This is a genomic window from Mesorhizobium sp. M0159, assembly GCF_040322295.1.
Taxonomy (GTDB): Bacteria; Pseudomonadota; Alphaproteobacteria; order Rhizobiales; family Rhizobiaceae; genus Mesorhizobium.
The window spans coordinates 16,592-43,055 of record NZ_JAMYTF010000001.1 but is presented as its reverse complement, the minus strand read 5'-3'; the positions used below and the strand labels follow the sequence as shown (position 1 = coordinate 43,055).

The window sequence follows — 26,464 nt, the reverse complement described above, 5'->3', positions numbered from 1 at the left end:
AAGCGCCGCTACCGCTCTTCGCGCCGGAACGGCTTGAGCAGCGCCGACGGGGCCACCGCATTGCGCGACATCACCGCCATAGCGACGATGGTGAAGATGAACGGCAGCATCAGGAACGCCTCGTAGGGGATATGGCCAAGCCCGCTCGCCTGCATGCGCAACTGCAAGGCGTCGACGAAGGCAAACAGCAGTGCCGCGCCTGCCGATCGCCACGGATCCCAGCGGCCGAAAACGACGAGCGCGATTGCCACCCAGCCACGCCCGGAAACCACGCCGAAGGTGAAGGCGTTGAATTGCGCCATCGACAGGAAGGCACCGGCCAGTCCCATCAAGGCACCGCCGAGGATCACCGCCTGGAAGCGTGTTGCAATGACGCTGACGCCGGCAGAATCGGCGGCACGCGGGTTTTCGCCGACCATGCGCACCGACAGGCCCCAAGGCGTGCGGTAGAGCACGAAGGCGGCCAGCGGTATGGCCAGCATCGCCATGTAGACCAGCGAGAACTGGTTGAACACCGCCGGCCCAAGCACCGGAATGCCGGACAGGATCGGGATCGGCAGCGTCTCGAATCCCTTGATGTTCGGCGGTACCGATTGCTGGCCGAAGATCAGCCGGTAGAGGAAATAGGCAAGGCCGGAGCTAAACAGCGTCACGCCGATGCCGCAGACATGCTGGCTGAGGCCGAGCGCTACAGTGAACAGCGCGTGCACGGCGCCCATCAGCGCCCCGGTCAGCACCGCCGCTAGCACGCCAAGCCAGAGGCTGCCGCTGAGGCTCGCCGCGGTGAAGCCGGTCATCGCCGACAAAAGCATGATGCCTTCGATGCCGAGATTGAGCACCCCGGCGCGCTCGGAGAACATCTCGCCCAGCGTCGCGAAGGCTAGCGGCGTGGCGATGCGGATGATCGCGGCAAGGAAGCCGACCTGGAAGATCTGTTCCAGCACCACGCTCATTTGGCTATTCCCACGCGACGGATGCGATAGGCGGTGAACAGCAGCGCCACCAGCATGGCGAGCAGCGCAGTTCCCTGGATGACATCGCTGAGGAAGGCCGGAACGCCGGTCGCCCGCGACATCGCCTCGGCGCCGGTCATGACGGCGGCAAGGAAGATCGCCGCCGGCACCACGCCGAGCGGATTGAGCCTCGCCAGCATGGCGACGACGATGCCGGAATAGCCATAGCCCGGCGAGATGTCGCTCATCACCTGGAAATGCACGCCGCCGACCTCGCCGACGCCCGCAAGGCCGGCCAATGCGCCAGACAGCAGCGCCGTCGAAATCAGCACCCGCTCGACATTGATGCCGCCATAGCGCGCCGCCTCGGGGTTTTCGCCGGTGACCCTGATGCGGAAGCCGAGCGTCGTGCGCGCGACCACGAACCAGATCACCGGTGCGGCGACCAGCGCCGCGACGACGCCGAGATGCAGCCGCGTGCCTTCGAGCAGCACCGGAAAATTGGCCGTATCCTCGATCGGCGGCGAGATCGGGTAGCCGCTGAAACTGTCCTTCCATGGCCCCTCGATCAGCGCCATCAATGCATAGAAAATGACCGAGTTGAGCAGCAGTGAGCTGACCACGTCATCGACCCTGAATTTTACCCGCAGCGTGGCGGGGATCAGGGCGACGGCCGCGCCGGCGGCAGCGCCCGCCAGCGCCATCAGCAGCATGGCGAGCGGCCCCGGCATCGGGATTGCACCGACGGCACAGCTCGCCACCGCACCAGCCAGCAATTGCCCTTCGGCGCCGATGTTCCAGAATTTGGCGCGGAAGGCGACCGCCACGGCCAGTCCGGTGAAGATCATCGGCGCGGCACGCACCAGCGTTTCGGTGACGGCGTAGCTGTCGCCCAGCGACGCCGAAAACATCACGCCATAGGCCTCGACGACGCCGGCGCCGGCCAGTGCGATGAGGCCGCTGCACAGGATCAGCGTCGCGCCGATTGCGAGCAGCGGCAGCGCCAGATTGAACCAGGCGGGCGTTGAGGTGCGGGCCTCGAGACGGAACATCAGGCATGGCCCTCCGCGCCGGTCATCATCAACCCGAGTCTGGCGATGCTGGCGTCGGCGCTGTCCAGCGTGCCGACGATGCGGCCCTCATACATCACCGCGATACGATCCGAGAGCATCAGCAACTCTTCCAGATCCTCGCCGATGACGACGATGCCGCAGCCCTTGGCGCGCATGTCGAGGAATTTTTCGTGGATGAAGCGCGCAGCGCCGATGTCGAGGCCGCGAGTCGGCTGCGAAACGATCAGCACCTTCGGATCGAAAGCGAGTTCGCGCGCCAGAAGCGCCTTTTGCAGATTGCCGCCGGAAAGCGCCCCGGCGCGCGTCATCGGCCCGGGGCAACGTATATCGTAGGCCTTGATCTGCGCCTCGGCGAAGGCGCGGATCGCATCCGGCTTGAGCAGGCCGTTGCGGCTGAACGCCGCCGTGCCGATGCGCGGCAGCACCATCGAATCGGCAAGCGGCAGATTGGTGACCAGCCCGGTCGTCATGCGGTCTTCCGGGATGCGGCCGAGGCCGAGCGCCTGGACTGTGCTCGGCGAGAACCGCGAAACCGTTTTGCCGGCTATGGTCATCTTCCCGGCATCGGGCGCACGCACGCCGGAGATGACCTCGGCAAGCGCGCGCTGGCCATTGCCGGAGACGCCGGCGATGCCAAGGATCTCGCCGCCACGAACCGACAGCGAAACATCGCGCAGCGCCATGCCGGAATGATGCAATGTCGAGATACCGTCGAGGGTCAGCACGGCCGCACCGGGCATCGACGGTCCTCTGGCCGGAGGCACGATCTCGTGGCCGCACATCAGCCGCGCCATCTCCGAGGACGTGGTGCTGGCCGGCGCATCGACGCGGCCGGCAACGCGCCCATGCCGGAGCACGACGCAGCGATGCGTCAGCGCCCGCACCTCGGTGAGCTTATGCGAGATGAAGATGATGCCGAGCCCTTGTGCCGCCATCGAGCGCAGCGCCGAAAACAGCCCGTCGACCTCGGTTGGTGCCAACACCGCCGTCGGCTCGTCGAGGATCAGCAGCCTTGCGCCGCGAAACAGCGCCTTGACGATTTCGAGCCGCTGTTGCTCGCCGACCGACAGCGCCGAGACGGGGAGGTCCGGGTCGAGCGTCAGCCCGTGCTGGCGGCCGATCTCGGCGAGCCGCGCCAGCCCGCCGGCGCGGTCGATCCGGCCCGATCTGCCGGGAATGCCGATCAAGAGGTTCTCCAGCACCGAAAGCCGCGGTGCGAGATGAAAATGCTGGTGCACCATGCCGATGCCGGCGGCCAGCGCATCGGCCGAACTGTTGATCGCCACCGACCGGCCCTGCACCAGGATCTCGCCGGCATCGGGCGCATAGGCGCCGAACAGCACGTTCATCAGCGTCGTCTTGCCGGCGCCGTTTTCGCCGAGCAGCCCGAGGATTTCACCCGGCGCGACGCTGAGATCGACGGCCTCGTTCGCCTTGACGGCGCCAAAGCTCTTGGAGATGCCGCGCATTTCGATGAGAGGGGCAGGCGTTGACAAGGGTGCTCCCGATCGGAATTGGCTTTACGATTCAGCTTTGATCGACGGGAATGCGCTGCACCCCCCTCTGGCCTGCCGGCCATCTCCCCCTCAAGGGGGGAGATCGGATGTCACTTCGGCTTTCGCAAATCGTCAGCGCTGAAGAGGAGGGCGCTGTCGGCGAAGCTGCTAATCTCCCCCCTTGAGGGGGAGATGGCCGGCAGGCCAGAGGGGGGTGCGACAAGCACCAACCCCAAAAGACAGAGCCCTAATCCGAGACCGGCGTATTCTCATCGACGTCGACGCGGAAATTGCCGTCGAGGATCTCTGCCTTCTTCTTCTCGACCAGTTCCTTGACCTCGGCCGGCAGCGTCTTGTCGAACTTGTGGTAGGGCGCGAGGTAGGAGCCGCCCTTGGCCATGCGCGAGAAATCGCCGTAATCCTGCGCGGTGAAGACGCCGGCCTTGACCAGCTTGATCGCCTGCTCGACGGTCGGATACATGTCCCAGACCGGCCCGGTGATCACGGTGTCGGGGCCGAGGCTCGACTGGTCCGACATGTTGGAGATGGCGAGGATCTTCTTCTCCGCCGCCGCTTCGATGACGCCGAAGCGCTCGGCATAGATGACGTCGACGCCGGCATCGATCTGGGCGACGGCCGCTTCCTTTGCTTTTGGCGGATCGAAGAACGAGCCGATGAAGGCGACCTTCTTCTTGATGTCGGGATTGACCTCCCTGGCGCCGGCAAAGAAAGCGTTGACCAGCCGGTTCACTTCCGGAATGCCCATCGCCGCGACGGCGCCGACCGTGCCTGACTTCGACATCTTTCCGGCGATCATGCCGGACAGATAGGCCGGCTCGTGAATCCAGTTGTCGAAGACGCCGAAATTCGGCTCGGCCGGCCCGGCGCCGGAGCCGAACAGGAAGGCGGTCTTCGGGAACTGCTTGGCGGTCCTGCGCGATTCGCGCTCGGCGGCGAAGGCATCGCCCAGCACCAGCTCATAGCCGCCCTGCGCATATTCGCGCATGACGCGGCTGAAATCGGCCGTCTGCACCTTCTCCGACCATTTGTATTCGATGCCGAGTTCCTTCTCGGCCTTCTGCAGGGCAACGTGGATCTGGTTGTCCCACGGCTCCTCGATCGGCGTGGCGAAGATCGCCGCCACTTTCAGCTTCTTGGTCTTGGCAAAGGCGCTGCCCGGCAGCATCGCCGCCGCCAGGCCGAGCGCGCCCAACTCCAGCACGTTGCGGCGCGAAAGCCCTTCGCGTTTCGATTGGATTCTGCTCTTTTTGTTGTCCATTGCATGCCCCTCTGTTCGACAGCCATGTCGAGCCGGCTGTTCGGAAAATATAAAGACAGGGAACTATGGAACGACGCCGGACCTTTGTCCACATGGTCAAATTTCGGGTAATGTCTCAGTTTGAAATTTGACGCGATTGAACGTGCCGCAATAGCCGAAGGACGTAAGGCTCTATTTCAAGCCTTCGCGCGGTTGAAAGAATGCTTTCCCACGTTTTTTGCGGTTCATGGCCATTTGCGATCAAGCTCGGCGCGTTGTGAAAGGCGTCCGCGAGCATCCGTGCCTTTTCCGGTTTGTCAGTCCCTCGAATTTCGACGAGAACATAATGCAGAATTATGAGGATTGTATCGTTGGTAATGGGTTGAGGATCGCTCAATTCAAACAGCTTTCTTGCAAGGGCCACACTTTCCCGGCCTAGGCGCAACGGTGTCCATCATTTCGCAAGGATCGCCCATTGACCAGAGCGTCTTTCGCATATCGGGCAAACGAGATAGGCGGCGCCAGGGCTCTGCCCCAGGGCGGCCAAAAGATCAAACGCGTTCGAGCGCCACGGCGATGCCCTGGCCGACACCGATGCACATGGTGGCGAGCGCGTATCTGGCGCCGCGTTCACGCAGCTCCAGCGCCGCCGTGCCTGATATGCGCGCACCCGACATGCCGAGCGGATGGCCGAGCGCGATGGCACCGCCATTCGGGTTGACGTGCTCCGCATCCTCGGCAATGCCGAGCTGGCGCAGCACGGCGATGCCTTGCGAGGCGAAGGCCTCGTTGAGCTCGACGACGTCGAACTGTTGCGGCTCCAGGCCGAGCCGGGCACACAGCTTCTGCGTGGCCGGCACCGGACCGATGCCCATGATGCGCGGAGCGACGCCGGCGGTGGCACCGCCCAGAATACGGGCGATCGGCGTCAACCCGTATCTTTTCGCGGCTGCTTCCGAGGCGACGATCAGCGCCGCGGCGCCGTCATTGACGCCCGAAGCATTGCCGGCCGTAACCGTGCCGCCTTGCCGGAACGGCGTCGGCAACTTGGCCAACGCTTCGATCGACGTGCCCCCGCGGGGATGCTCATCTCTGTCGACAACGACCGGATCGCCCTTGCGCTGCGCGATCGTCACCGGCGTGATTTCCTTTGCCAGCCGGCCGCTGGCTTGTGCGGCTACAGCCTTGTCCTGGCTGCGCACGGCAAATGCGTCCTGGTCGGCGCGGGAGACAGCGAACTCTTCCGCCACGTTCTCGCCGGTCTCCGGCATCGAATCGACGCCGTATTGCTTCTTCATCAGCGGATTGATGAAGCGCCAGCCGATCGTGGTGTCGTAAATCTCGGCATTGCGCGAAAAGGCGGTCTCTGCCTTCGGCAGCACGAACGGAGCGCGGCTCATCGATTCGACGCCGCCTGATATCATCAGCTCCGCCTCGCCGGCCTTGATGGCGCGGGCAGCAATCATCACCGCATCCATGCCCGAACCGCAGAGACGGTTGACGGTCGAGCCCGAAACCTCCTTCGGCAGGCCGGCCAGCAGCAGCGCCATGCGCGCCACATTGCGGTTGTCCTCGCCGGCCTGGTTGGCGCAGCCATAGACGATGTCGTCGATGGCAGCCCAATCAATGCCTGGATTGCGCTCGATCAGCGCCCTCAGAGGTATCGCGCCGAGATCGTCGGTACGGACCGCCGACAACGAACCGCCGAAGCGTCCGATCGGCGTGCGGATGTAGTCGCAGATATAGGCCTCGGCCATTATGCAGCCTTCCCGTTTGCGCTGATGATTTCTGCTCCCGACCCAGCCATGTTGGCCGCATTCTCCTTGAGACGAAAGCACATCTCGCCGCCGGCCGTTAGTCCAAAGAGAATTTCAGCTGCCGCCCGCCGGGAGCGGCGGATCAGCCGATGCTTTCTCCACCGTCGATCACCAGCGCCTGACCGGTCATGAAGGACGAGCGGTCGGAGACGAGGAACAGGATCGCTTCGGCGATTTCCTCCGCGCTGGCCCAGCGCTGCATGGGAATCTTGGTGCGGACATAGTTCTCGATCGCCGCCCGCCCGCCCATCTGCGCGATGAACGGCTCGTTGAAGGGCGTATCGACCCAGCCGGGGCACAGCGCGTTGATGCGGACATTGTGTTTGGCATAGTCGAGCGACATCTGCCGGGTCATCGCCACCACTGCATGTTTTGACGTTGCGTAGGCGATCATTTCGCGGTCGTAGAACACACCCGAATTCGAGGCGGTATTCAGGATCACCCCGCCGCCTTGCGCGATCATCGACGGCATGACGAGCCTGGCCGCGAGGAACTGCGCCCGCACATTGATCCGCCAGGAGGCATCCATGCCGTCGGCGCCGACTTCGGTCAGCGTGCCGCCGACCTGGATCCCGGCATGATTGTGCAGGATGTCGATCCGCCGATGCCGGCCCAGCGTTCCCGCAATGAGCTGCTCGACCGCCGCATCCTCGCCGACGTCGGTGGCGACGGCCTCGGCCCGACCGCCGGCCGCACGAATGTCGGAAGCGGTTGCTTCCCCCGCCGCCTGGTCCCTGTCGGCGATCACCACGAGCGCGCCTTCCCTGGCCATCATCATGGCGCCGGCACGCCCGATCCCCGACCCGGCACCCGTCACCACGGCGATGCGATCTCTCAGAATCATGTTTTTTTATCTTTCAGTGTGATGGTTTTCGTTGGCGCAGTTGCCATTGGGCAAGCACCACGAGCAAAACGGAGGCGACGAGCACGATCGTCGCGATGGCATTGATCTCCGGCGTGACCCCGCGCCGGATCGAGGCGAAGACATAGATCGGCAATGTCGTCTGTGCGCCGGCGACGAAGAAAGCGACAATGAAATCGTCGAAGGAGAATGTGAAGGCGAGCAGGAAGCCGGCGATCACCGCCGGCATGATCTGCGGCAACACGATGCTGCGGAACGTCGTCAGCGGGGTAGCGTAAAGATCGCTCGAGGCCTCGACCAGATTGCGGTCGAGGCTGCCGAGGCGCGTGCCGACAATCATCGCCACCAGCGCCATCGAAAACAGCCCGTGCGCGGCGATGATCGAGCCATAGCCGAGCGCCAGGCGCGGTGGCTGGTCGTTCGGCCACAGCGAAGCGACAAACGGGTTGACCACCCCGAATAGCTGGACCAGCGCGACCAGCGTCGAGATGCCGATGACGACGCCAGGAACGACGATCGCAGCACCCAAAAGCGCATCGAAGACGGCTCGCGTCCGCGCGCCGACACGCGCCAGGCCAAGCGCGGCCGCCGTGCCGCACAGCGCCGCCAGCAAGGCGCTGGTCGTGGCGATGAACAGGCTGTTCTTCAGCGCTTCGACCAGGAACGGGTTTGCCAGGGCCTTGCCGTACCATTGCACCGAGAAGCCAGTGAACTCGCTGGCGTGGTGGCCGGCGTTAAACGAAAACAGCACCACCAGCGCGATCGGCAGGTAGAGAAAGGCAAAGACCGCAACGACGAAGGCACGCATCAGATCAGGTCCACCCGGCGGGCACCCGAAAGCCGGGTCGAAATGCGGTTCGCGGCAAGCAGCACGACCACTGAAACCGCCACAAGTGTGATGGCGATTGCCGATCCAAATGGCCAGTTGCGCGATTGCAGGAACAGATCGACCAGCGCGTTGCCGATGAAGAAGACCTTGCCGCCGCCGAGTAGCGTCGGGATCAGATATTCGCCGAGCAGCAGGATCATGACCAGCGAGAAGCCGGTCATCACACCTGGCAGCGACAGCCGCAGCGTCACGCCGAGGAATGTCGAGATCGGCGTCGCGCCGAGATCGGCGGAGGCCTCCAGTAGCCGGCGGTCGAGCCGCTCGAGGCTGACATAGATCGGCAGGATCATCAGCGGCAGATAACCATAGACGATACCGAGCAGAACCGCTCCCGGCGTGTTGATCAGCCGCACGTCCTCCAGCCCGACATAGGCCAGCAGAGCTGGGATGCCGCGCCCGCCAAGCACATACATCCAGGCATAGGTTCGCATCAGCAGGCTGGTCCAGAACGGGATGACGACAAGCGCCAGCAGGATCAGCCGCCACCGTTCCGGCGCGCGCAAAGCGAGGTAATAGGCGACCGGATAGGCAACGAGAAGACAGGCCAGTGCGCCCGCCGGCGCCAGCACCATGGTGTTCCAGAAGGCAGTCGCCCGCGCCGGAAGATTGGCATACTGCGCCAAGGTGAAAGCGGCCTGATAGCCGCCTTCCGGCGCCCGCTCGCCGACGCTGAAAACGGCGATCGCCACGAACGGCAAAACTAAAAACACCACCAGCCACGCCGTTGCTGGACCGAGCAGCAGGGCGGTCAGGAGATTGTGACGAAGGACATTGCTGCGCATTGAAAAAGCCGCCCCGGTGCCGGCGGACATCTGCCCGCCGGGTGAGTTGCCTGCATCGAGCCTGTGGCCTGCCCGGTTCAAGCCGACTTGAAGCGTGCCATCAATTCGGCCCGGCCCGGATCGGTTAGCGTTGCAGCCGCACCGAATTCGAGCGGCTTCAGCAGATCCGCCGCCGGATAGAGGATCGGATTGTCCAGCACCTCCTTGGGCAGCAGCGCATTGACCCGCGCATCGGTGGAAGGCGCACCGTTGGCCAGGTGCTCCTTGACCGCGACTTTCGGGTTCATCAAATAGTTGAGCAAGGCATAGCCGGCAGGCTTGTTCGGCGCATCCTTGGGTATTGCGTAGAAGTCGGTCCAGATCTCGCCGCCTTCCTTGCCAAGCACGTAGGCGATTTCGGGGATGTCGCGGTGGAGCTGCGCCCCGTCATTGGTCCAGCACATCGTCATCCAGGCGTCGCCGGCACGCATCGACGGCTGGTAGTCGCTGGAGACCGCGAACAGATGCGGCTTGACCTTCAGCAGCAATTCCTCCGCCTTGGCGAGTTCGTCCGGCTTCAGCGAGTTGAACGAGAAGCCGAAATATTTCAGCGCGTTGCCGATCGTGGTCAGTTGGTAATCATGAACCATGGTCCGGCCGTCACCCTCCGCCATGGCCGTGTCCCAGAATTCCTTCCAGCTCGTCATCGGCTTGGTCAGTTTCTTGGTGTTGACGGCAAATCCGGTGGTGCCCCAATTCTTCGGCACAGCGTAAGTCACCCCGTCGATGGTGCCTTCCCCAGTGAAGCGCGGGTCTTCTTGCGAGCCGTCATAATTGGCAAGCTTGGCCATATCCAGCGCTTCGATGATGCCAAGCTTCTTGTAAGTCGAGATCGTGTAGTTGGTCGGAACGAAAAGGCTCCAGCCCGAGGCGCCGGCCTGCAGCTTGGCCAGCATCTCCTCGTTTGACCCGAACACGTTCACCTCGACGGCAACGCCGGTTTCGGCCTTGAAATTCTCGAACGTCGCCGGGTCGTGATAATTGGGCCAGGTGGCAATCGACATGCGGTCGCCAAGCCCCTCCTGGGCGAAGGCCGGCGACGGCATGATGCCGAGTTCGCGGGCCATTACTGCCGTTGCGATGCCTAGGCCGGTGAGGCCAAGGAACTCGCGGCGGCCGATGGAACCGCGCTTGAGGCGCATCAACTGGTCGATGAATTTTTCAGGGCTTATCGGCAGTCCGTCACGATACGATTTCGACATTTTTGTTTTCCCTCTGGTTGGTCCCGTTATTCTCCGGAAACGCCAGCGGCGTTCCGGCTGTAAAGCCGACGGCGACGGGTTCACCCGGCTTGAAGAGATTTCCACCGCCAACCAGATGGTCGGCCTTGGCGAGCAGTGTCCCGATGCCTTGGACCTCGATTGCATATTCCGCGGTGGAACCGAGAAAGATCCGGTTGCGGACAAGCCCGTTCAGCCGGCCGCTTCCGGGCGCGCCGAGACTTAAGGATTCAGGACGCAGGCTGACCGAGACGGCTTCGCCCTGGGCTAGCGAAGTGCGCTTGCGCGCGGCGATGACGGTGCCGTCGGCAAGCGCTACCTCGACGAGCTTGCCCGAGAGCCCGACGACCTTGCCGCTCAAGAGATTGGTCTTGCCGACGAAATCGGCGACGAAGAGGTCGGCGGGTTCGTCGTAGATTTCGCTCGGCTGCCCAAGCTGGACGATGCGCCCGCCATTCATGACGCAGACGAAATCGCTCATCGACAGTGCCTCTTCCTGATCGTGGGTGACCAGGACGAAGGTGATGCCGATCTCGCGCTGCAGGTTCTGCAGCTCTATCTGCATGTCGGTGCGCAGCTTCTTGTCGAGCGCCGCCAGGGGCTCGTCGAGCAGCAGCACCGCCGGCTTGTTGACCAGCGCCCGCGCCAGGGCGACACGCTGCTGCTGGCCGCCGGAAAGCTCATGGATCTTGCGGCGTCCATAGCCGGCGAGCCGAACCATGGCGAGCGCCTCGCCTGCCTTCAGGCTGATCTCCCGCGACGACAGGCGCGGCCGCGCCTGGCGTAGGCCATAGGCGACGTTGTCCGCCACATCCAGATGCGGAAACAACGCATATTGCTGGAACACCATGTTGACCGGCCGCCGATAGGGCGGCGTGCCGGCCATGTCGCGGCCACGGATGAATACCACACCTTCGCTTGGCTGTTCGAAACCGCCGATCATGCGCAAACAGGTTGTCTTGCCGCAGCCGGACGGCCCGAGCAACGCGACAAAGGCAGACGGCGGGATGGCAAGATCGATGCCGCTGACCGCGATCACGCTGCCGTAGCGTTTGGTGACCCCGCGAAACTCGATGTCGGGCACTGCGGTCAAAGCTGCGGGCTCCAGCGGCTAGTTGGTCTCGAAACGCTATCAGAGCCAATGGCGGCTAGTATATACCTCCCAGGTGGTATATTTCGTCTATTTTCTCGTCTGGAGGGGTATGAATTGGGCGTTTCACGCAGCGATGAATACAGCCGGCTCGCTGCGCTCATCGCAGCGACGCGGGAGACGAGCGGCGAGCTTTTCGGCAAGGCGATGGTCGCCTGGCTCCGCCAGCATGTCAGTTTCGATCATTGCGTGATCTTCGGCTATCGCGGCGCCTCACGCCCGCCGCTGCTGTTCGAGACATTCTCGCCGGCCGAAAGCCACGTCTTCGTCGCGCTCTATCAGGAAGGGCCTTATCTGCTCGATCCGTTCCACCATGCGGCAGTCGAGCGCAAGGAAGGCTTTTGGCGCATGCGCGAATTGGCGCCGGATCGCTTCTATGCCAGCGAATATTACCGCTCCTATTACAGCCAGACCAGGCTTGCGGAGGAGGTCGGCTTTTTCGTGCCGCTGCCGGGAAAGGACGCGCTGGTGGTCTCGCTAATGCGATTGCGCGCTTCGGGGCCGTTCGGAACCGCCGATGCCAGGTTGCTGCGCGACATGGCGCCTGCGGTGATCAGCCTCGTCAGGCTGCGCTGGCCTACCCTTCCGGCTGACGGACCGGTTGGGACGAAGCAAGACGAGGCGATTGCTCCGGTCAGTGACTTCGAACGTGCTCACATCTGGAAGAGCCTTTCACTCACGCCGCGCGAACAGCATGTCGTCGATCTGGTGCTTCAGGGCCATTCCACGGAATCGATTGCCAGGGCGATGCGCATCGTGCCGGGAACCGTAAAAGTTCATCGCCGCAACATTTACCGCAAGCTCAAGATAAAGTCGCAGGCGGGTCTGTTCGCGCGTTTTGTCGAGATCATGGACGCACGGATTCGGTAGTCCCAAGTTCAGCCGGCAGCGCCGTCCCAGGAACCGGTTTCGGCCATCTGCCTGAGCCGGGGTGCCACTCGAAAGACATCCTTGCCGGTCTGCTGGTGCCAGTGATCCAGCCGCCGGATGATCTTGTCCACGCCTTCGAGGCTCGCCCAGAACATCGGCCCGCCCTTGCCGACCGGGAAGCCGTAGCCGTTGACCCAGACGACGTCGATATCGGAGGCGCGGGCGGCAATCTTTTCCTTGAGGATTTTGGCGCCCTCGTTGATCATCGGATAGAGCGTCCGCTCGATGATCTCCTCGGCGCCGATCGCGCGCGGTGCAATATCGCGCTCGGCAGCCTTGTTGCGGATCAGCGCCTCGACATCGGGATCGGGCAGCGGCGTGCGCGAACCGCCTTCGTAGCGATAGAAGCCGCTGCCGGTCTTCTGGCCGAAATGTCCCTGTTCGCACAACGCATCGGCGATCACGGCCGTCTGGCCACGCGCCTTGCGGTTGCGCCAGCCTATGTCGAGGCCGGCGAGATCGCTCATCTCGAACGGCCCCATCGGCCAGCCGAAATCGGTGAACACCTGGTCGACCTGGCGCGGCATTGCGCCTTCCAGCAGAAGCGTCTCCAGTTCCGCACCGCGCGCCGCCAGCATGCGGTTGCCGACGAAGCCGTGGCAGACGCCGACAACGACCGGCACCTTGCCGATCCGCCGTGCCAGATCGACGATGGTCGCCAGCACGTCGGGCGAAGTCTTGTCGGCGCGGACGATTTCCAAAAGCTTCATGACGTTAGCCGGCGAAAAGAAATGCATGCCGAGGAGATCTTGCGGCCGCGACGTCGAACCGGCGATTTCGTTGACGTCGAGATAGGAGGTGTTGGTGGCGAGGATCGCGCCCGGTTTGGCCACGGCATCGAGCCTGCCGAAGACATCCTTCTTGACCGCCATCTCCTCGAACACGGCCTCGACGATCAGGTCGCAATCGGCAAGATCGGCATAGTCGGTGGAACCCTTGAACAACCCAAGCCGTTGGCGCTTGGCGTCTTCGCTCAGCGAGCCGCGGATGACGGAAACGGCATAATTCTTGTTGATCGTCGCCAGCCCGCGCTGCAAGGCCTCGTGTGTCGCTTCCAGCAAGGTCACGGGGACGCCGCCGTTGGCGAACGCCATGGCGATGCCGCCGCCCATCGTGCCGGCGCCGATGACGCCGACCCGGGCGATCTTGCGCCTGACGACGTCCTTGCCGGCAATCTTTGCCGCCTCACGTTCAGCGAAGAACAAATGCCGCTGCGCGCGTGATTGGTCCCCGGCGACAAGCTTGACGAACAGGTCGCGCTCCGCCGCCAGCGCTTCGTCGAAGGGCAGCGTCAGGGCGTTGCGGATCGACTGCGCACAGGCGATCGGCGCCTCGAGGCCGCGTGCTTTGCCGGCAAGCACTGCCGCTTCCTTGTCGAACGCCGGCAAGTCGGCCTGGTCGAGGCGATCATTGCGGTCGCGCACCGGCGTGAACGGACCGCCTTTCGCGGCCGTTTCGTTGGCGAAATTCACCGCTTGCGCGGTCAGGTCGCCATCGAAGACGGCATCCACCAGGCCGGCGGCGAGCGCCTCGGCCGCACCGATCGGCGTTCCCGAAACGATCATGCTGAGTGCCTTCAGCGGACCAACCAAGCGCGGCAGGCGAACCGTGCCGCCGCCGCCCGGCAGCAGGCCGAGCTTGACTTCCGGCAGGCCGAGCCTTGCCGTTCGGTCGGCAACACGGAAATGGCAGCCGAGCGCCAGTTCCAGGCCGCCGCCGAGCGCAGTGCCGTGAATGGCCGCGACCGTCGGCTTGGCGATGGTTTCCAGCATGGCGACTAGGGCGCCCAGGTCCGGTTGCCGCGCCGGCTTGCCGAATTCGGTGATGTCGGCGCCGGCGACGAAGGTCCGCCCGGCACATGCTATCACGATTGCTCGGACCGACGGCTCGTCGCGCAGGGAAACGAGCGCCTGCATCAGCGGCTCGCGCACATGGAAGCTCAGCGCGTTGACCGGCGGATTGTCGATGCTCACCACCGCGACGTTGCCGTGCCTTGTAGTGCTGACGAAATCGGACACGCAAACCTCGCGCAATGATGTTGGCCAATAGCGCGACGGGATTTACAGCGCTGGCATGCGGATGGGAACCACGTGTTTTGCGGGCCGGATCGATATCCCCTCGCCGCCGGGTGGCCTTGCCTTAGCGCAGCGCCTTCTGCCCACCGGCGGCGGTGATGACGCCGACGATGATCAGCCCTGTCAGCACCAGGCGGACGCCGACGCTGACGCCGAATGTGTTGAGCATGGTCAACAGCAGCACCAGGAACAGCGCCGCGCCCCAGACCCCCGGCACATTGGCCTTGCCGCCCGCCACCGACGTGCCGCCGATGACGACGACCGCGATTGAGGCCAGCAGATATTCATTGCCGATATCGACATTGGCGCCGCGGAAATAGCCGGCGAGCAGTGCGCCGTCGAGGCCGCCGAGCGCGCCCGACAGCGTGTAGGTGAGGAAGCGGGTGCGGCCGACATTGACGCCGGCCAGCCAGGCAGCGCGGATGTTCTGGCCGATCGCCAGCACCGAGCGGCCGTAGATCATGCGCTGCAAAACGATGCCGGCGCCGATGGTGAACAGCACGGTGAGGATCGCCAGCACCGGGATGCCGAAGACCTGCCAGTTGGTGAAATCGGCAAAGCCCGGCGGCGGCTTGATCTGCAGGCCCCGCCCATAGCTGATATCGACCGACTGGATGACGAAGCTGGCCGACAGCGTCGCGATGATCGGCGGAATGCGCAGCGCCCAGATCAGCAGATAGTTGACGGCGCCGATCGCCATGCCGCAGGCAAGCGCTGCCAGCAGGCCGACCGCGATCATCGCATCATTGCCGTCCATGACCTTCATGGCGACGGCGCTGGCAAGGCCGATATTGGCCGGCAGCGACAGGTCGACATTGCCCGGCCCGAGCGTGATGACGAACATCTGCCCGACGCCGACGATGACCGTGAAGACGGCGAGCGACAGCGCCGCCGTGATCATGCCGCCGCCGCCGTAGCCGCCGGTGAAGGCGATGGTCGCCAGCCACACCAGCAGCGCCCCGAAGAACGACCAGATCCAGGGTCTGGCAAGCAGTGTCCGCAGCGATGCCATGCTCACCTCTCCCTGCGGCTGATCAGCACCCGCGCCGCCAGCACGATGATCAGGATGGCGCCATTGGCGGCGACCTGCCAGTCGGGCGGAATGTGCATGAACGTCAAGAGGGGCGATGCCGCCAGCGCCAGCGTCAGCGCGCCGATGACGGCGCCGATCGGCGACACCCGGCCGCCGACGAACTCACCGCCGCCGAGGATGACGCCGGCGATCGAAAGCAGCGTATAGCCATTGCCGATATTGGCATCGGCCGAGGTGGTGATGCCGATCAGCGCCATGCCGGACAAAACGCCGAACAGGCCGGTCAGCGCAAACAGCGCGATCTTGGTGCGCAGCAGCGACCAGCCGGCGCGCTTGAGTGCGGCTGAATTGCCGCCCGATCCACGCAGGATGACGCCGTAGGAGGTGCGCATCAGGCCAAAGTGGACGACGGCTGCGATCAGCAATGCCGCGATGATCGGGAACGGAATGAAGGGTGGCTTGAAGGCCATCAGCGCCAGCAGCCAGTCCGGCGCCTTGCCGCCGGGCTTGGGCAGGATGAGGATGGCCATGCCCTGCCAGACAAAACTCATGCCGAGCGTCACCACGATAGAGGGCAGGTTGCGCAGATGGATCAGCGCGCCGAGCAGCGCGTAGACGCCGATCGACCCGAGCAGGATCACGACGCCGAGCAGCGGCGCGTCCTTCAGCCATGTCGCCGTCACGCAGCCGACGAAGCCGACAAAGGTGCCAATCGACAGATCGAGCTCGTTGCCGGCGATGACGAACATCTGCGCGATCGTCGCCAGAGCGATCGGGATCGCCAGATTGAGCATCAGGCTGAAACCGAAATAGCTGATGGCGCGCGGGTTGAGCCAGGCGATGGCGATGAGCACCAGCGCCAGCGACAGTGCCGGCAGCAGGCTGCGCAGCATGCGCGCCCGCCTGGTGGCGCGAGCCGAAGATTTTAGCCCATTCTCGACGGATACCGCTGTCATCTCAGGCCGCATCGCCGAACGACGACTGGATGATCTTTTCCTCCGTCAGTTCGTCGCGACGAAGGTTGGCGACGATCCGGCCGTTCTTGAACACATAGATGTGGTCGCAATTGTCGAGCTCTTCGGTTTCGGTGGTGTACCAGAGGAAAGTGCGGCCATGGCGAGCCTCCTCGCGCACCAGGTCGTAGACTTCGAGCTTGGTGCCGATGTCGACGCCGCGCATCGGATCGTCCATCAGCACGATCTTGGCGTCGGAGCCGAGCGCCCGCGCGAACAGCGCCTTCTGCTGGTTGCCGCCGGACAGCGAGAAGATGTTGTTGTTCATGTCGGGCGTACGGATGCCGATTTTCCGCTGCCACAACTCGGCGAGCTCGGCTTCGCGCTGCGGCGAGATCAAGAGGCCGTTGCGCAATCGCGCCAGCGAACGGATGCCAATGTTCTCGGCAATCGACCATTGCGGAAAAATCCCGTCCGACTGGCGGTCGCCGGCAACCAGCGCCACCGGCGCGGTGACCTCGATGCCGGTCTTGGCACGGGAAGCCGCGGCAAAGATCGCCAGCAAAAGGTCCGTCTGCCCATGCCCGGCAAGCCCGGCAAGGCCGATGATTTCACCGGCACGGGCGACAAGCTCGTTGCCGTCCTGCTGTCGCGCCGGACGCGCCCGGACCCGCAGCGGGCCGGGCTCCGGCTTGCCGCTCGCAATCTCTGCGGCGGTCTTCTCGCGCGCCTCCGCTCCGCCCATCGCCGTCACCAGCCTGTCGCGGTCGAAGGCGTCGGCCTGCCCGGCGGCGACCACCTTGCCGTCGCGCATCACCACGATGCGGTCGGCATTTCCGAGCACTTCGCCCAACACATGCGAGATCAGGATGCAGCTCTTGCCGGCGGCGATGAAGCGGCGCACGAACGCCAGCAGCTGGCCGGCGGTATGCGCGTCGAGCGAGGATGTCGGCTCGTCGAGGATAACCAGCTCGAGCGGCTCCTGCGTGACCGTGAAGGCGCGCGCCACCTCCACCATCTGCCGGCTGGTGATGGAAAGATCACCGACGATGTCGGATGCCGAGATGCTGTGGCCGGGGAAGATCTCGTCGAGCTTGGCGGCGATCAGATCGGCCGCCTTGCGCCGCCAGCCGAAGCCATGCAGCGACGCGTGGTTGATCCGCGTGTTCTCGGCGACGCTGAGGTTCGGGCAGAGCGACAGCTCCTGGAACACACAGCGTATGCCGAGCTGCTGCGCGCGCGGCACCGAATAACTTGCCTCGACACCGCCGCGGACTGCGATCTGCCCGCTGTCGGGGGCAAGCGTGCCCGCCACCATATGCATGAGCGTCGATTTTCCGGCGCCGTTATGGCCGACGAGACCGACGCATTCTCCGGCACAAACGCTGAAATCGACACCGGCGAGCGCCCTGACGGCGCCGAAATGTTTTTCGGCTCCGTCCAGTCTTATGATGTCCAAACTGACGGCGCCGAAAAGCTTTTCGGCGCCGTCCGGCATGATGATGTCTGCATTGGCCTCGGGCATCCCTCAACGATACCCGTTTATCCGTGGCGGCAACAATAGTGCCATGCTCACTTGATGTTGGCCTTGATCGCCGCGATGGCGTCTTCCTGCGTGTATTCGTGGCTGGCGACGCCGCCCTTCGGAATCTTCGGCAGCGCGGCCTCGAAATCGTCCTGGGTGAAGGCAAGATAGGGCACCAGCAGGTCGTGCGGCACGTCGGTGCGGCCGTCGAGCACCTGCTGCGCCACCCAGAAGGCAAGCGTCGATACGCCCGGTGCGATCGATGCCGACCAGGTCTGGTAACCGTCCTTTTCCTTCTGCTCCTTCCACCACTGCAACTCGTCCTGGCGATTGCCCATGATGATGGTCGGGCGTGGCTTGCCGGCGGCGGCGAAAGCCTGCGCCGCGCCGTAGCCGTCACCGCCCTGGTCGACGACCCCGACAACATCCGGCAGCGAAGGCAGGATCGTCGCTACGGCTTTCTGTGCCGTGGTCTGGTCCCAGTCGCCGGTCACCGAGCCGACGATCTTGAACTCGGGATGGGCAGCGACGCCTTCGAGGATGCCGGCATGGATGGCATCGTCGATCGAGGTGCCGGCGAGGCCGCGGATTTCCAGCAGGTTGCCGCCCTTGGGCTGGAACTTGGCCATCTGCTCGACTTCCTGCTTGCCCATGTCCTTGAAGTCGACAACGACGCGGTAGGCGCAGGGTTCGGTGACGATGCCGTCGAAGGAGACGACGACGATGCCGGCGTCGCAGGCCTGCTTGATGGCGCCGTTGAGCGCATCCGGAGACGCCGCGTTGATGACGATCGCGTCATAGCCCTGCAGGATCAGGTTCTGCACCTGGGCTGCTTGCGTCGGCACTTCCTTGTCGGCCGTCGTGAAGACGTCCGCGGCGCCGACCACCTTGTCGGCAACCGCCTTCTTGGTAACGATGGCGTAGCTGTCCAGCATCGCCTGCCGCCAGGAATTGCCGGCGTAATTGTTGGAGAAGGCGATTTTCTTGCCGCTGGTGTCGGCAAGCGCTGTACCTGCGGCGAGCATCGCCGCAAGAGCCCCCAAAACGAATATTTTCCTCATGTCATACTCCTCCCGTGAGTTGCTGTCTTACTGGTGGTTAATGGCTGGCTGGTGGGTATTGGCTGATACGCTCACAATCTTGTTTTTTATCTATTATCAGACAAATGCAGATAGGCGGCAAGCTGTCAACAGCAATCCATGGCCGGCGATCAACTTGCGGTGCAATCATTGAAACCGGTTCGACTCCTGGTCTAGGGATGGCACTGGAGACCGATTGAATGGCGACGAACCTTGCTCCGGGTGCACCCGGCATTCCGGCGCGCTGGACCTCGAGCGCCAAGAGCGGCGTCGGCACCGCGCTCTCGCCGGCCTGCCCGATCTGGTTCACCATCAGCCACGGTATCCTCAACGAGATCTACTACCCGCGCCTCGACAGCGCCTGCACCCGCGATCTGGGGCTGATCGTCACCGGACCCGACGGCTATTTCTCGGAAGAAAAACGCGACGCCGAACACAGTATCGAACCCCTGGCGGACGGGGTGCCTGCCTACCGGCTGGTCAACACCGCAAGCGATGGAACCTACAGGATCGAAAAGCGCATCCTGACGGATCCGGAACGTCCCGTCTTGCTGCAGGAGATTATGTTCACGCCGCTCAAAGGCGCGGCCGCCGACTACCGCGTCTACGCGCTGCTGGCACCGCACCTCGTCAACGCCGGCATGGGCAACACCGCCTGGATCGACGACCATGAAGGACAGCCTGTCCTGTTTGCATCGGGACGCGGCACCTGCCTGGCGCTCGCCTCGTCGCTGCCGTGGAAGGCGTGCTCGGCCGGTTATGTCGGCGTCTCCGACGGCTGGCAGCAGCTTCGTCAAGGCGGCCGGCTCGATCCGGCCTGCCGCAGGGCCGAGGACGGCAATGTCGCGCTGACCGGCGAGATCGCCTTTTCGGCTGCGAACCCAAAAATATTGCTGGCACTGGGCTTCGGCGCGACGCCGCAACAGGCGGCGGAAACTGCTTTCGCCAGCCTGAGGCAAGGTTTTGAGCCCGCGGCCAGATCCTACATCGAAAAATGGCGCAAATGGCAGGCCGGCCTGCTGCCGCTGGACCGGCACGCGGCGTCCGGCCTCAATCCCTACCGCCTCAGCACGGCGGTGCTGGCGACACATCGGTCGTCTGCCGGAGCAGCCGTCGCCAGCCTGTCGATCCCGTGGGGCTTCAACAAGGGCGACGACGACCTCGGCGGCTATCACCTGGTCTGGCCGCGCGATCTGGTCGAAACCGCCGGCGGCTTCCTCGCCGCCGGCGACCCGGCGGAAGCCTTGCGCATCCTTGGCTATCTGCGCGCGATCCAGGAGCCGGACGGCCGTTGGCCGCAGAACGCCTGGCTCGACGGATCGGCCTATTGGCCGGGCATCCAGATGGACGAATGCGCCTTCCCGCTGCTGCTTGCCGACGCACTGCGCCGCGCCGGCCATTTGCCGCCCGCCGCACTCTCCTCCTTCATGCCGATGATCGAGCGCGCTGCCGCCTATGTCGTGCGCAACGGTCCGGTCACCGGCGAGGACCGCTGGGAAGAGGACGCCGGCTACAGCCCGTTCACGCTTGCCGTCGAGATCGCCGCATTGCTAGCGGCTGCGGACATCTTCGATGCCGCCGGCAAAACAGAGCCGGCAAACTATCTGCGCGAAACCGCCGATGTCTGGAACGATCAGATCGAACGCTGGACCTACGTCGCCGGCACCGCCGCATGCGAGCAATCCAGCGTCGAAGGCTACTATGTCCGCATTGCGCCGCCCGACAAAGCCGGCGCGGCATCGCCGAAAGACGGCTACGTCCCGATCAAGAACCGCCCGCCGGCGGATACGGACCGGCCGGCCAAGGCGATCGTCAGCCCCGATGCGCTGGCGCTGGTCCGCTTCGGCCTCAGGGCAGCCGACGATCCGCGCATCCTCGACACGGTCAAGGTCATCGACGCGCAATTGCGCTGCGAACTGCCGCAGGGCCCGCTCTGGTACCGCTACAATGGCGATGGCTATGGCGAGCATGCCGACGGCGCGCCCTTCGATGGAACCGGCCGGGGCCGGCCCTGGCCGCTGCTGGTCGGCGAGCGCGCTCATTACGAGCTGGCGGCAGGCCGTAGGGATAGTGCGGCAAGCCTGCTCAGGACGTTCGAGAACTCTGCCGGACCGGGCGGCCTGCTACCGGAGCAGGTCTGGGACGGTCCCGACATGCCGGAGCGCGAATTGCGGCATGGCGGGCCCTCCGGCAGCGCCAAGCCGCTGGTCTGGGCGCATTCCGAGCACATCAAGCTGCTGCGGTCGCTGCGCGACGGCACGGTGTTCGACATGCCGCCGCAAGGCGTCAAGCGCTATATCGAGGGCAGGACGGTGTCGCGCTTCAGGGCATGGCGCTTCAACCACAAGATCCGTACCATCCCGGCAGGCAAGGCGCTGCGCATCGAACTTCTGGCCCGGGCGGTGGTTCATTGGAGCAGCGACAATTGGGCAACCGTCCATGACACCGAGACCACCGCGAATGCTTTCGGCATCCATCTTGCGGAATTGCAGGTTGCCGAGATTGCTCCGGGCAATAGCATTGTCTTCACTTTCTTCTGGCCCGATAGCGACCATTGGGAGAATGCTGACTTTTCTGTCGGCATCGGCGATACCGGATAGAGCATGATCCCGCAAAGTGGAGACCGGTTTTCGGAAAAGATCATGCTTCAATCACAGCGCCACTAGATCATCGATCCCTCAAGTAAGGCAGGACGAGACCATGCAGATAGGAATGATGGGACTGGGCCGGATGGGCGCCAACATGGTTCGGCGCCTGCTGCGTGATGGCCACGAATGCGTCGTCTACGATATTAACCCGGCGAGCGTCGCCGCGCTTGTGAGCGCCGGCGCGGTCGGAGCCGCCTCGATGGAGGAGTTCGTCGGCAAGCTGGCGAAGCCGCGCAGCGCCTGGCTGATGCTGCCGGCGGCGATCACCGGCAAGATCGTCGACCAGGTGGCTGCCCTGATGGAGCCGGGCGACATCATCATAGACGGCGGCAATTCCTATTATCACGAGGCCGTCGACCACGCCGCGCGCCTCGCCTTGAAAGGCTTGAGCTATGTCGATGTCGGCACCAGCGGCGGCGTCTGGGGCCTCGAGCGCGGCTACTGCCTGATGATCGGCGGCCCCGACAGCGCGGTCCAGCATCTCGATCCGGTCTTCGCAACGCTGGCGCCGGGCGCCGACGCCGCTTCGCCCGCCCCTGCCAAGGATGCCGGAACCGCTCCCTTCGGCTATCTCCACTGCGGACCAAGCGGCGCCGGCCATTTCGTCAAGATGGTCCATAACGGCATCGAATATGGCGTCATGGCCGCCTATGCCGAAGGCATGAACATCCTGAAGTCGGCGAATGCCGGCAAACGGCAGCGCATCGCCGACGCCGAAACCAGCCCGCTGGAAAACCCGCAATATTACCAGTTCGACATCGACATCGCTGAAGTGGCCGAGGTCTGGCGGCACGGCAGCGTCATCGGCTCGTGGCTGCTCGACCTGACGGCCGGCGTACTGAAGGCCGATTCGTCGTTGACGCAGTTCGGCGGGCGGGTCTCGGATTCCGGCGAAGGCCGCTGGACGCTGAAGGCGGCGATCGACACCGGCGTGCCGGCGCCGGTGCTGTCCTCGGCGCTGTTCGACAGGTTCTCCTCGCAAGGCGAATCCGAATTCGCCGACAAGCTTCTGTCCGCCATGCGCTATGCCTTTGGCGGCCATGTCGAAAAACCCAAAGCCGGCTCGTGACGGGCGACAGGGAGGCACGCCCATGAGCCAGGAACGATCGGACACGCTGGTGCTTTTCGGCGCCACCGGCGATCTCGCCCACAAGAAGATCTTCCCCGCCCTTTACGCCATGGTGGCCAAAGGGACGCTGAACGAGCCGGTGATCGGCGTCGCCTTCGATCCCTGGGACCTCGCCAAGCTGCAGGCGCGCGCCCGCGACGGCATCGTCAACGCCTTGGGCAGCATCGACGACAAGATCTTTGCCAGGCTTGCATCGCTGCTGCGCTATGTCAGCGGCGACTATCGGGCGCCTGCGACCTTCGAGAAGCTGAAGACCGCGCTCGGCAGCGCTGAGCGGCCGCTGCACTATCTGGCGGTGCCGCCGGCGATGTTCGAGGTGGTCGTCCAGGGGCTGGAGCAGTCGGGCGCCGCCCAGGGCGCGCGCCTGATGGTGGAAAAGCCGTTCGGCCACGATCTGCAATCGGCGCGCTGGCTGAACCGGGTGCTGCATCTGGTCTTCGACGAGAAGTCGATCTTCCGCATCGACCATTATCTCGGCAAGGAGGCGATCCAGAACCTGCTCTATTTCCGCTTCGCCAATTCCTTCCTCGAGCCGATCTGGAACCGCAATTACGTCGAGAGCGTGCAGATCACCATGGCCGAGGATTTCGGCGTCGAGGGCCGCGGCCGCTTCTATGACGAGGTCGGCTGCATTCGCGACGTCATCGAAAACCATCTGCTCAACATCCTCTTGCTGCTCGCCATGGAACCGCCGGTCGGCCGCTCGGCCGACGATCTCATCGACGAGAAGGTGCAGGTCCTGCGGGCGATCCGGACGCTGACCAGGGACGATGTGGTGCGCGGCCAGTTCGACGGCTATCTCAAGGAGCCGGGCGTGGCGCCGAACTCGCCGGTCGAGACCTTCGCGGCGGTGCGCTTTTTCGTCGATACCTGGCGCTGGCAGGATGTGCCGTTCTTCATTCGCGCCGGCAAATCCCTGCCGGTGCACGCCACCGAGGTCATCGTGCGGCTGAAGCGGCCGCCGCTCGACGTCTTCGATCCGATCAAGCCCGGCGACTGCAATCACGTGCGCTTCCGCATCGATCCTCAGGTGGCGATCTCGATCGGAGCCCGGCGCAAGGCGCCCGGCGATGACATGGTCGGTGAGCAGGTCGAGCTCACCGCGCTGGACGATTCGAAGGGCGACATGCCGCCTTACGAGCGGTTGATCGGCGACGCCATGAACGGCAACGGCCAGCTGTTCACCCGCCAGGACGCCAGCGAGCTCGCCTGGCGCATCGTCGGCCCGGTGCTCGGCGACACCACGCCGCCCCTTGTCTACGCGCCAAAGACCTGGGGGCCGGCCGAAGCCATGGCTGGATTCGGGCCGCAGAACGGCTGGATCAATCCAGCGAAATGATTTCTGGGAGGCGAAAGCGATGGCCAAGGCGATGAAGCAACCGGCATCGGAGGAAGAAAAGATCGTGCTTGCGATCGATATCGGCGGCTCGCATGTCAAGATCCGCACCAGCGCCGGCGGCGACGAGCGCAAGACCGCTTCCGGACCGGAGCTTACGCCGCAGCAGATGGTCGCGGCGGTGAAGACGCTCGCCGAAGGGCTGCACTACGATGTCGTCTCGATGGGCTATCCGGGCCCGGTGCATCACAACCGGCCGCTGACCGAACCCGCCAATCTCGGCAAGGGCTGGGTCGGCTGCGATTTCGCCGCCGAGTTCGGCAAACCGGTCAAGGTCGTTAACGATGCGCTCATGCAGGCCATCGGCAGTTATGAGGGCGGCCGCATGCTGTTCCTTGGCCTCGGCACCGGCCTGGGGGCCGCGATGATCGTTGATAACGTTGCCCAGCCGATGGAGCTTGCCCATCTTCCCTACAAGAAGCGCGGCAGTTTCGAAGACTATGTCGGCGAACGCGGCCTGCAAAAGCGCGGCAAGAAGAAATGGCGCAAACACGTCTTCGACGTGGTCGACCGGCTTCGCGCCGCCATGCAGCCGGATTACGTGGTCATCGGCGGCGGCAATGTCGACGAACTCACCGACTTGCCCGCCGATTGCAGACGCGGCGACAACACACGCGCCTTCGAGGGCGGATTTCGACTATGGCGCGACAAATCCCTGATTATTTGATATTGCTGATTGTCTGATATTATCGAGCACCGGCTCAGGGTTGTTAATCCCGCGCTGCCGTTAGTATTATTATTCAAAATAATGTGTGACGTGGTGCGGCGTCATTGCATTGCGCAGATTTGCCGACTAGGAATTTCTGCGACCCCCACGGACGGAGAAATAGATTGACCGACGACAGCAACAACGCTCGCAAAAATATCGACCTGCTCGAGCTGACCGCCCATATCGTGTCCGCCTATGTCGAGAAGAACCGCTTGCCGGCTTCCGGCCTCGGCGACCTCATCGCCAGCGTCAGCGCTGCCATAGGCGGGCTCGGGCAACCGGCAGTGCCGGTCGCCGCGCCGCTGACGCCCGCCGTCAATCCCAAGAAATCGGTGACGCCGGACTACATCATCTGTCTCGAGGACGGCAAGAAGTTCAAATCCTTGAAGCGCCATATCGGCGTTCATTTCGGGCTGACGCCCGACGCCTATCGCGCCAAATGGGGCCTGCCGTCGGACTACCCGATGGTCGCCCCCAACTACGCGGCCTCGCGTTCGCAACTGGCCAAGGCGATCGGCCTCGGCCGCAAAGCCGCCCCGCCCGCGCCCGTCAAGGGCCGGGGCAGGAAGGCCAAGGCGACGGCTTGATACCATTGGATCGAGCGGGATGCACATTGAACGCGTTCTGCTGATCGGTCTGTTGGTGTTCAGCGGAAGCTGCGACGCTCGAAGCTAACGGCATAGCATCCTAGGGTCTGCGCCGCGTCGCTTCGCTCCTTGCTCCGCCCTAGGACGAAGGTAAGGATGGCTGAAGGCTAATCGCTGATGTCGGAGAGTGGCAGCTCGTCCGGTGTATCGGACGACGATTGATGGCGAATTACAAGCTTTCGAGATTGGCCGAACACCCCTCCACTTCGTCATCCCAGGGCGGAGCAAGGAGCGAAGCGACGCGGCGCAGACCCTGGGATCCATGCCGTTACCTCGCGGCAGTGCGCCTGCGGACCAGAACCGTACGCTACCACCCCGTCCCGCGAAAAAGCTCGAACCACTCAGGGTTGGTCTTCTCGATCAGCTCGATCTTCCACTGGCGTGGCCAGCGCTTCAGCGACTTCTCGCGCTGGATGGCGTCGCGAATGTCGAAATGTTCCTCGTACCAGACCAGACGCTGCACGCCGTAACGGCTGGTGAAGCGCGAGCCTTGGCCGGTCTTGTGCTCCGGCATGCGGCGGCCGAGATCGTTGGTGACGCCGATGTAGATCGTGCCGCGCTTCTGGCTCGCGGTCATGTAGACATAGCCGGTCATGGTTGAAGGGTAGCTGACGCCAATGCCGACACAAGTGCCGTTCTGAACCGCTGCATTCTTCGACTGAGGTAACGGCATGGATCCCAGGGTCTGCGCCGCGTCGCTTCGCTCCTTGCTCCGCCCTGGGATGACGAAGCGAGAGGTGTTTCGGCTAGTCTCGAAGGTTTGCAATTTGCCATGCGCTTGTTATCTGCCAGGACGAAATT

22 protein-coding genes are annotated in these 26,464 nt (G+C 64.1%); 6 read left to right on the top strand and 16 right to left on the bottom strand.

What is annotated here, in order from left to right; translation table 11 throughout:
* Positions 1 to 8: 8 nt before the first annotated feature.
* The 10 genes from NKJ32_RS00205 to NKJ32_RS00160 all read right to left on the bottom strand — a co-directional run bounded on the left by NKJ32_RS00205 (position 9) and on the right by NKJ32_RS00160 (position 11,482).
* A complete protein-coding gene (locus tag NKJ32_RS00205) occupies positions 9 to 953 on the bottom strand; it encodes an ABC transporter permease (protein WP_352574549.1) in 945 nt (314 codons plus the stop codon).
* Positions 950 to 2,005 (bottom strand): ABC transporter permease, encoded by a 1,056-nt coding sequence (locus NKJ32_RS00200; protein WP_352470745.1) that lies wholly within the window; start codon positions 2,003 to 2,005, stop codon positions 950 to 952. Before NKJ32_RS00200 ends, NKJ32_RS00205 begins: the two co-directional genes overlap by 4 nt.
* The gene (locus NKJ32_RS00195; protein WP_502896697.1) at positions 2,005 to 3,495 is read right to left on the bottom strand and encodes an ABC transporter ATP-binding protein; all 1,491 of its coding nucleotides are present in this window, start codon (positions 3,493 to 3,495) and stop codon (positions 2,005 to 2,007) included. Before NKJ32_RS00195 ends, NKJ32_RS00200 begins: the two co-directional genes overlap by 1 nt.
* Positions 3,496 to 3,769: 274 nt before the next feature.
* Positions 3,770 to 4,801 (bottom strand): BMP family protein, encoded by a 1,032-nt coding sequence (locus tag NKJ32_RS00190; RefSeq protein WP_023678180.1) that lies wholly within the window; start codon positions 4,799 to 4,801, stop codon positions 3,770 to 3,772.
* Positions 4,802 to 5,331: 530 nt separating this feature from the next.
* The gene (pcaF, locus tag NKJ32_RS00185; RefSeq protein ID WP_023678182.1) at positions 5,332 to 6,537 is read right to left on the bottom strand and encodes a 3-oxoadipyl-CoA thiolase; all 1,206 of its coding nucleotides are present in this window, start codon (positions 6,535 to 6,537) and stop codon (positions 5,332 to 5,334) included.
* 142 nt (positions 6,538 to 6,679) lie between these two features.
* On the bottom strand, positions 6,680 to 7,441 hold the full coding sequence (locus tag NKJ32_RS00180; RefSeq protein ID WP_023678183.1) for an SDR family NAD(P)-dependent oxidoreductase: 762 nt from the start codon (positions 7,439 to 7,441) through the stop codon (positions 6,680 to 6,682).
* A gap of 13 nt (positions 7,442 to 7,454) precedes the next feature.
* Complete coding sequence (locus tag NKJ32_RS00175; RefSeq protein ID WP_292657203.1) at positions 7,455 to 8,267, bottom strand: ABC transporter permease; 813 nt, start codon at positions 8,265 to 8,267, stop codon at positions 7,455 to 7,457.
* On the bottom strand, positions 8,267 to 9,130 hold the full coding sequence (locus NKJ32_RS00170) for an ABC transporter permease (protein WP_023678185.1): 864 nt from the start codon (positions 9,128 to 9,130) through the stop codon (positions 8,267 to 8,269). The genes NKJ32_RS00175 and NKJ32_RS00170 overlap by 1 nt, the downstream gene beginning before the upstream one ends.
* A 77-nt stretch (positions 9,131 to 9,207) precedes the next feature.
* Positions 9,208 to 10,371 carry an ABC transporter substrate-binding protein gene (locus NKJ32_RS00165; RefSeq protein WP_023678186.1) on the bottom strand — a complete coding sequence of 388 codons (1,164 nt, stop codon included), beginning with the start codon at positions 10,369 to 10,371 and terminating at the stop codon, positions 9,208 to 9,210.
* Positions 10,352 to 11,482, bottom strand: a complete 1,131-nt coding sequence (locus tag NKJ32_RS00160; RefSeq protein WP_023678187.1) for an ABC transporter ATP-binding protein — start codon at positions 11,480 to 11,482, stop codon at positions 10,352 to 10,354. Before NKJ32_RS00160 ends, NKJ32_RS00165 begins: the two co-directional genes overlap by 20 nt.
* Positions 11,483 to 11,596: 114 nt before the next feature.
* Here NKJ32_RS00160 and NKJ32_RS00155 point away from each other — a divergent pair, with 114 nt between their 5' ends.
* The gene (locus NKJ32_RS00155) at positions 11,597 to 12,409 is read left to right on the top strand and encodes a helix-turn-helix domain-containing protein (RefSeq protein WP_023678188.1); all 813 of its coding nucleotides are present in this window, start codon (positions 11,597 to 11,599) and stop codon (positions 12,407 to 12,409) included.
* 8 nt (positions 12,410 to 12,417) lie between these two features.
* Here the strand turns inward: NKJ32_RS00155 and NKJ32_RS00150 are convergent, their stop codons facing one another.
* The 5 genes from NKJ32_RS00150 to NKJ32_RS00130 all read right to left on the bottom strand — a co-directional run bounded on the left by NKJ32_RS00150 (position 12,418) and on the right by NKJ32_RS00130 (position 19,116).
* The gene (locus tag NKJ32_RS00150) at positions 12,418 to 14,487 is read right to left on the bottom strand and encodes a 3-hydroxyacyl-CoA dehydrogenase NAD-binding domain-containing protein (RefSeq protein ID WP_352569466.1); all 2,070 of its coding nucleotides are present in this window, start codon (positions 14,485 to 14,487) and stop codon (positions 12,418 to 12,420) included.
* A 121-nt stretch (positions 14,488 to 14,608) separates the two neighbouring features.
* Positions 14,609 to 15,556: an ABC transporter permease gene (locus NKJ32_RS00145; protein ID WP_023678189.1), complete on the bottom strand. Its 948-nt coding sequence runs from the start codon at positions 15,554 to 15,556 to the stop codon at positions 14,609 to 14,611.
* 2 nt (positions 15,557 to 15,558) lie between these two features.
* Positions 15,559 to 16,533 (bottom strand): ABC transporter permease, encoded by a 975-nt coding sequence (locus NKJ32_RS00140; RefSeq protein WP_023678190.1) that lies wholly within the window; start codon positions 16,531 to 16,533, stop codon positions 15,559 to 15,561.
* Position 16,534: 1 nt separating this feature from the next.
* Positions 16,535 to 18,028 carry a sugar ABC transporter ATP-binding protein gene (locus NKJ32_RS00135; RefSeq protein WP_352574915.1) on the bottom strand — a complete coding sequence of 498 codons (1,494 nt, stop codon included), beginning with the start codon at positions 18,026 to 18,028 and terminating at the stop codon, positions 16,535 to 16,537.
* 74 nt (positions 18,029 to 18,102) lie between these two features.
* The gene (locus tag NKJ32_RS00130; protein ID WP_352574532.1) at positions 18,103 to 19,116 is read right to left on the bottom strand and encodes an ABC transporter substrate-binding protein; all 1,014 of its coding nucleotides are present in this window, start codon (positions 19,114 to 19,116) and stop codon (positions 18,103 to 18,105) included.
* 218 nt (positions 19,117 to 19,334) lie between these two features.
* On the opposite strand from NKJ32_RS00130, the gene NKJ32_RS00125 reads away from it, so the two are divergent.
* The 5 genes from NKJ32_RS00125 to NKJ32_RS00105 all read left to right on the top strand — a co-directional run bounded on the left by NKJ32_RS00125 (position 19,335) and on the right by NKJ32_RS00105 (position 25,603).
* Entirely contained in the window at positions 19,335 to 21,734 is a 2,400-nt protein-coding gene (locus NKJ32_RS00125; protein WP_352796403.1) for a glucan 1,4-alpha-glucosidase, read from the top strand.
* A gap of 100 nt (positions 21,735 to 21,834) precedes the next feature.
* Entirely contained in the window at positions 21,835 to 22,851 is a 1,017-nt protein-coding gene (gene gnd, locus NKJ32_RS00120) for a phosphogluconate dehydrogenase (NAD(+)-dependent, decarboxylating) (RefSeq protein WP_352754705.1), read from the top strand.
* Positions 22,852 to 22,873: 22 nt separating this feature from the next.
* Complete coding sequence (zwf, locus tag NKJ32_RS00115) at positions 22,874 to 24,250, top strand: glucose-6-phosphate dehydrogenase (RefSeq protein ID WP_352569459.1); 1,377 nt, start codon at positions 22,874 to 22,876, stop codon at positions 24,248 to 24,250.
* A 19-nt stretch (positions 24,251 to 24,269) separates the two neighbouring features.
* Positions 24,270 to 24,974: an ROK family protein gene (locus NKJ32_RS00110; RefSeq protein ID WP_352569458.1), complete on the top strand. Its 705-nt coding sequence runs from the start codon at positions 24,270 to 24,272 to the stop codon at positions 24,972 to 24,974.
* A 164-nt stretch (positions 24,975 to 25,138) separates the two neighbouring features.
* Positions 25,139 to 25,603 carry a Ros/MucR family transcriptional regulator gene (locus tag NKJ32_RS00105; RefSeq protein WP_352574527.1) on the top strand — a complete coding sequence of 155 codons (465 nt, stop codon included), beginning with the start codon at positions 25,139 to 25,141 and terminating at the stop codon, positions 25,601 to 25,603.
* A 367-nt stretch (positions 25,604 to 25,970) separates the two neighbouring features.
* Here NKJ32_RS00105 and NKJ32_RS00100 read toward each other — a convergent pair whose 3' ends face one another.
* Positions 25,971 to 26,258 carry a GIY-YIG nuclease family protein gene (locus tag NKJ32_RS00100; protein WP_352456363.1) on the bottom strand — a complete coding sequence of 96 codons (288 nt, stop codon included), beginning with the start codon at positions 26,256 to 26,258 and terminating at the stop codon, positions 25,971 to 25,973.
* Positions 26,259 to 26,464: the final 206 nt, after the last annotated feature.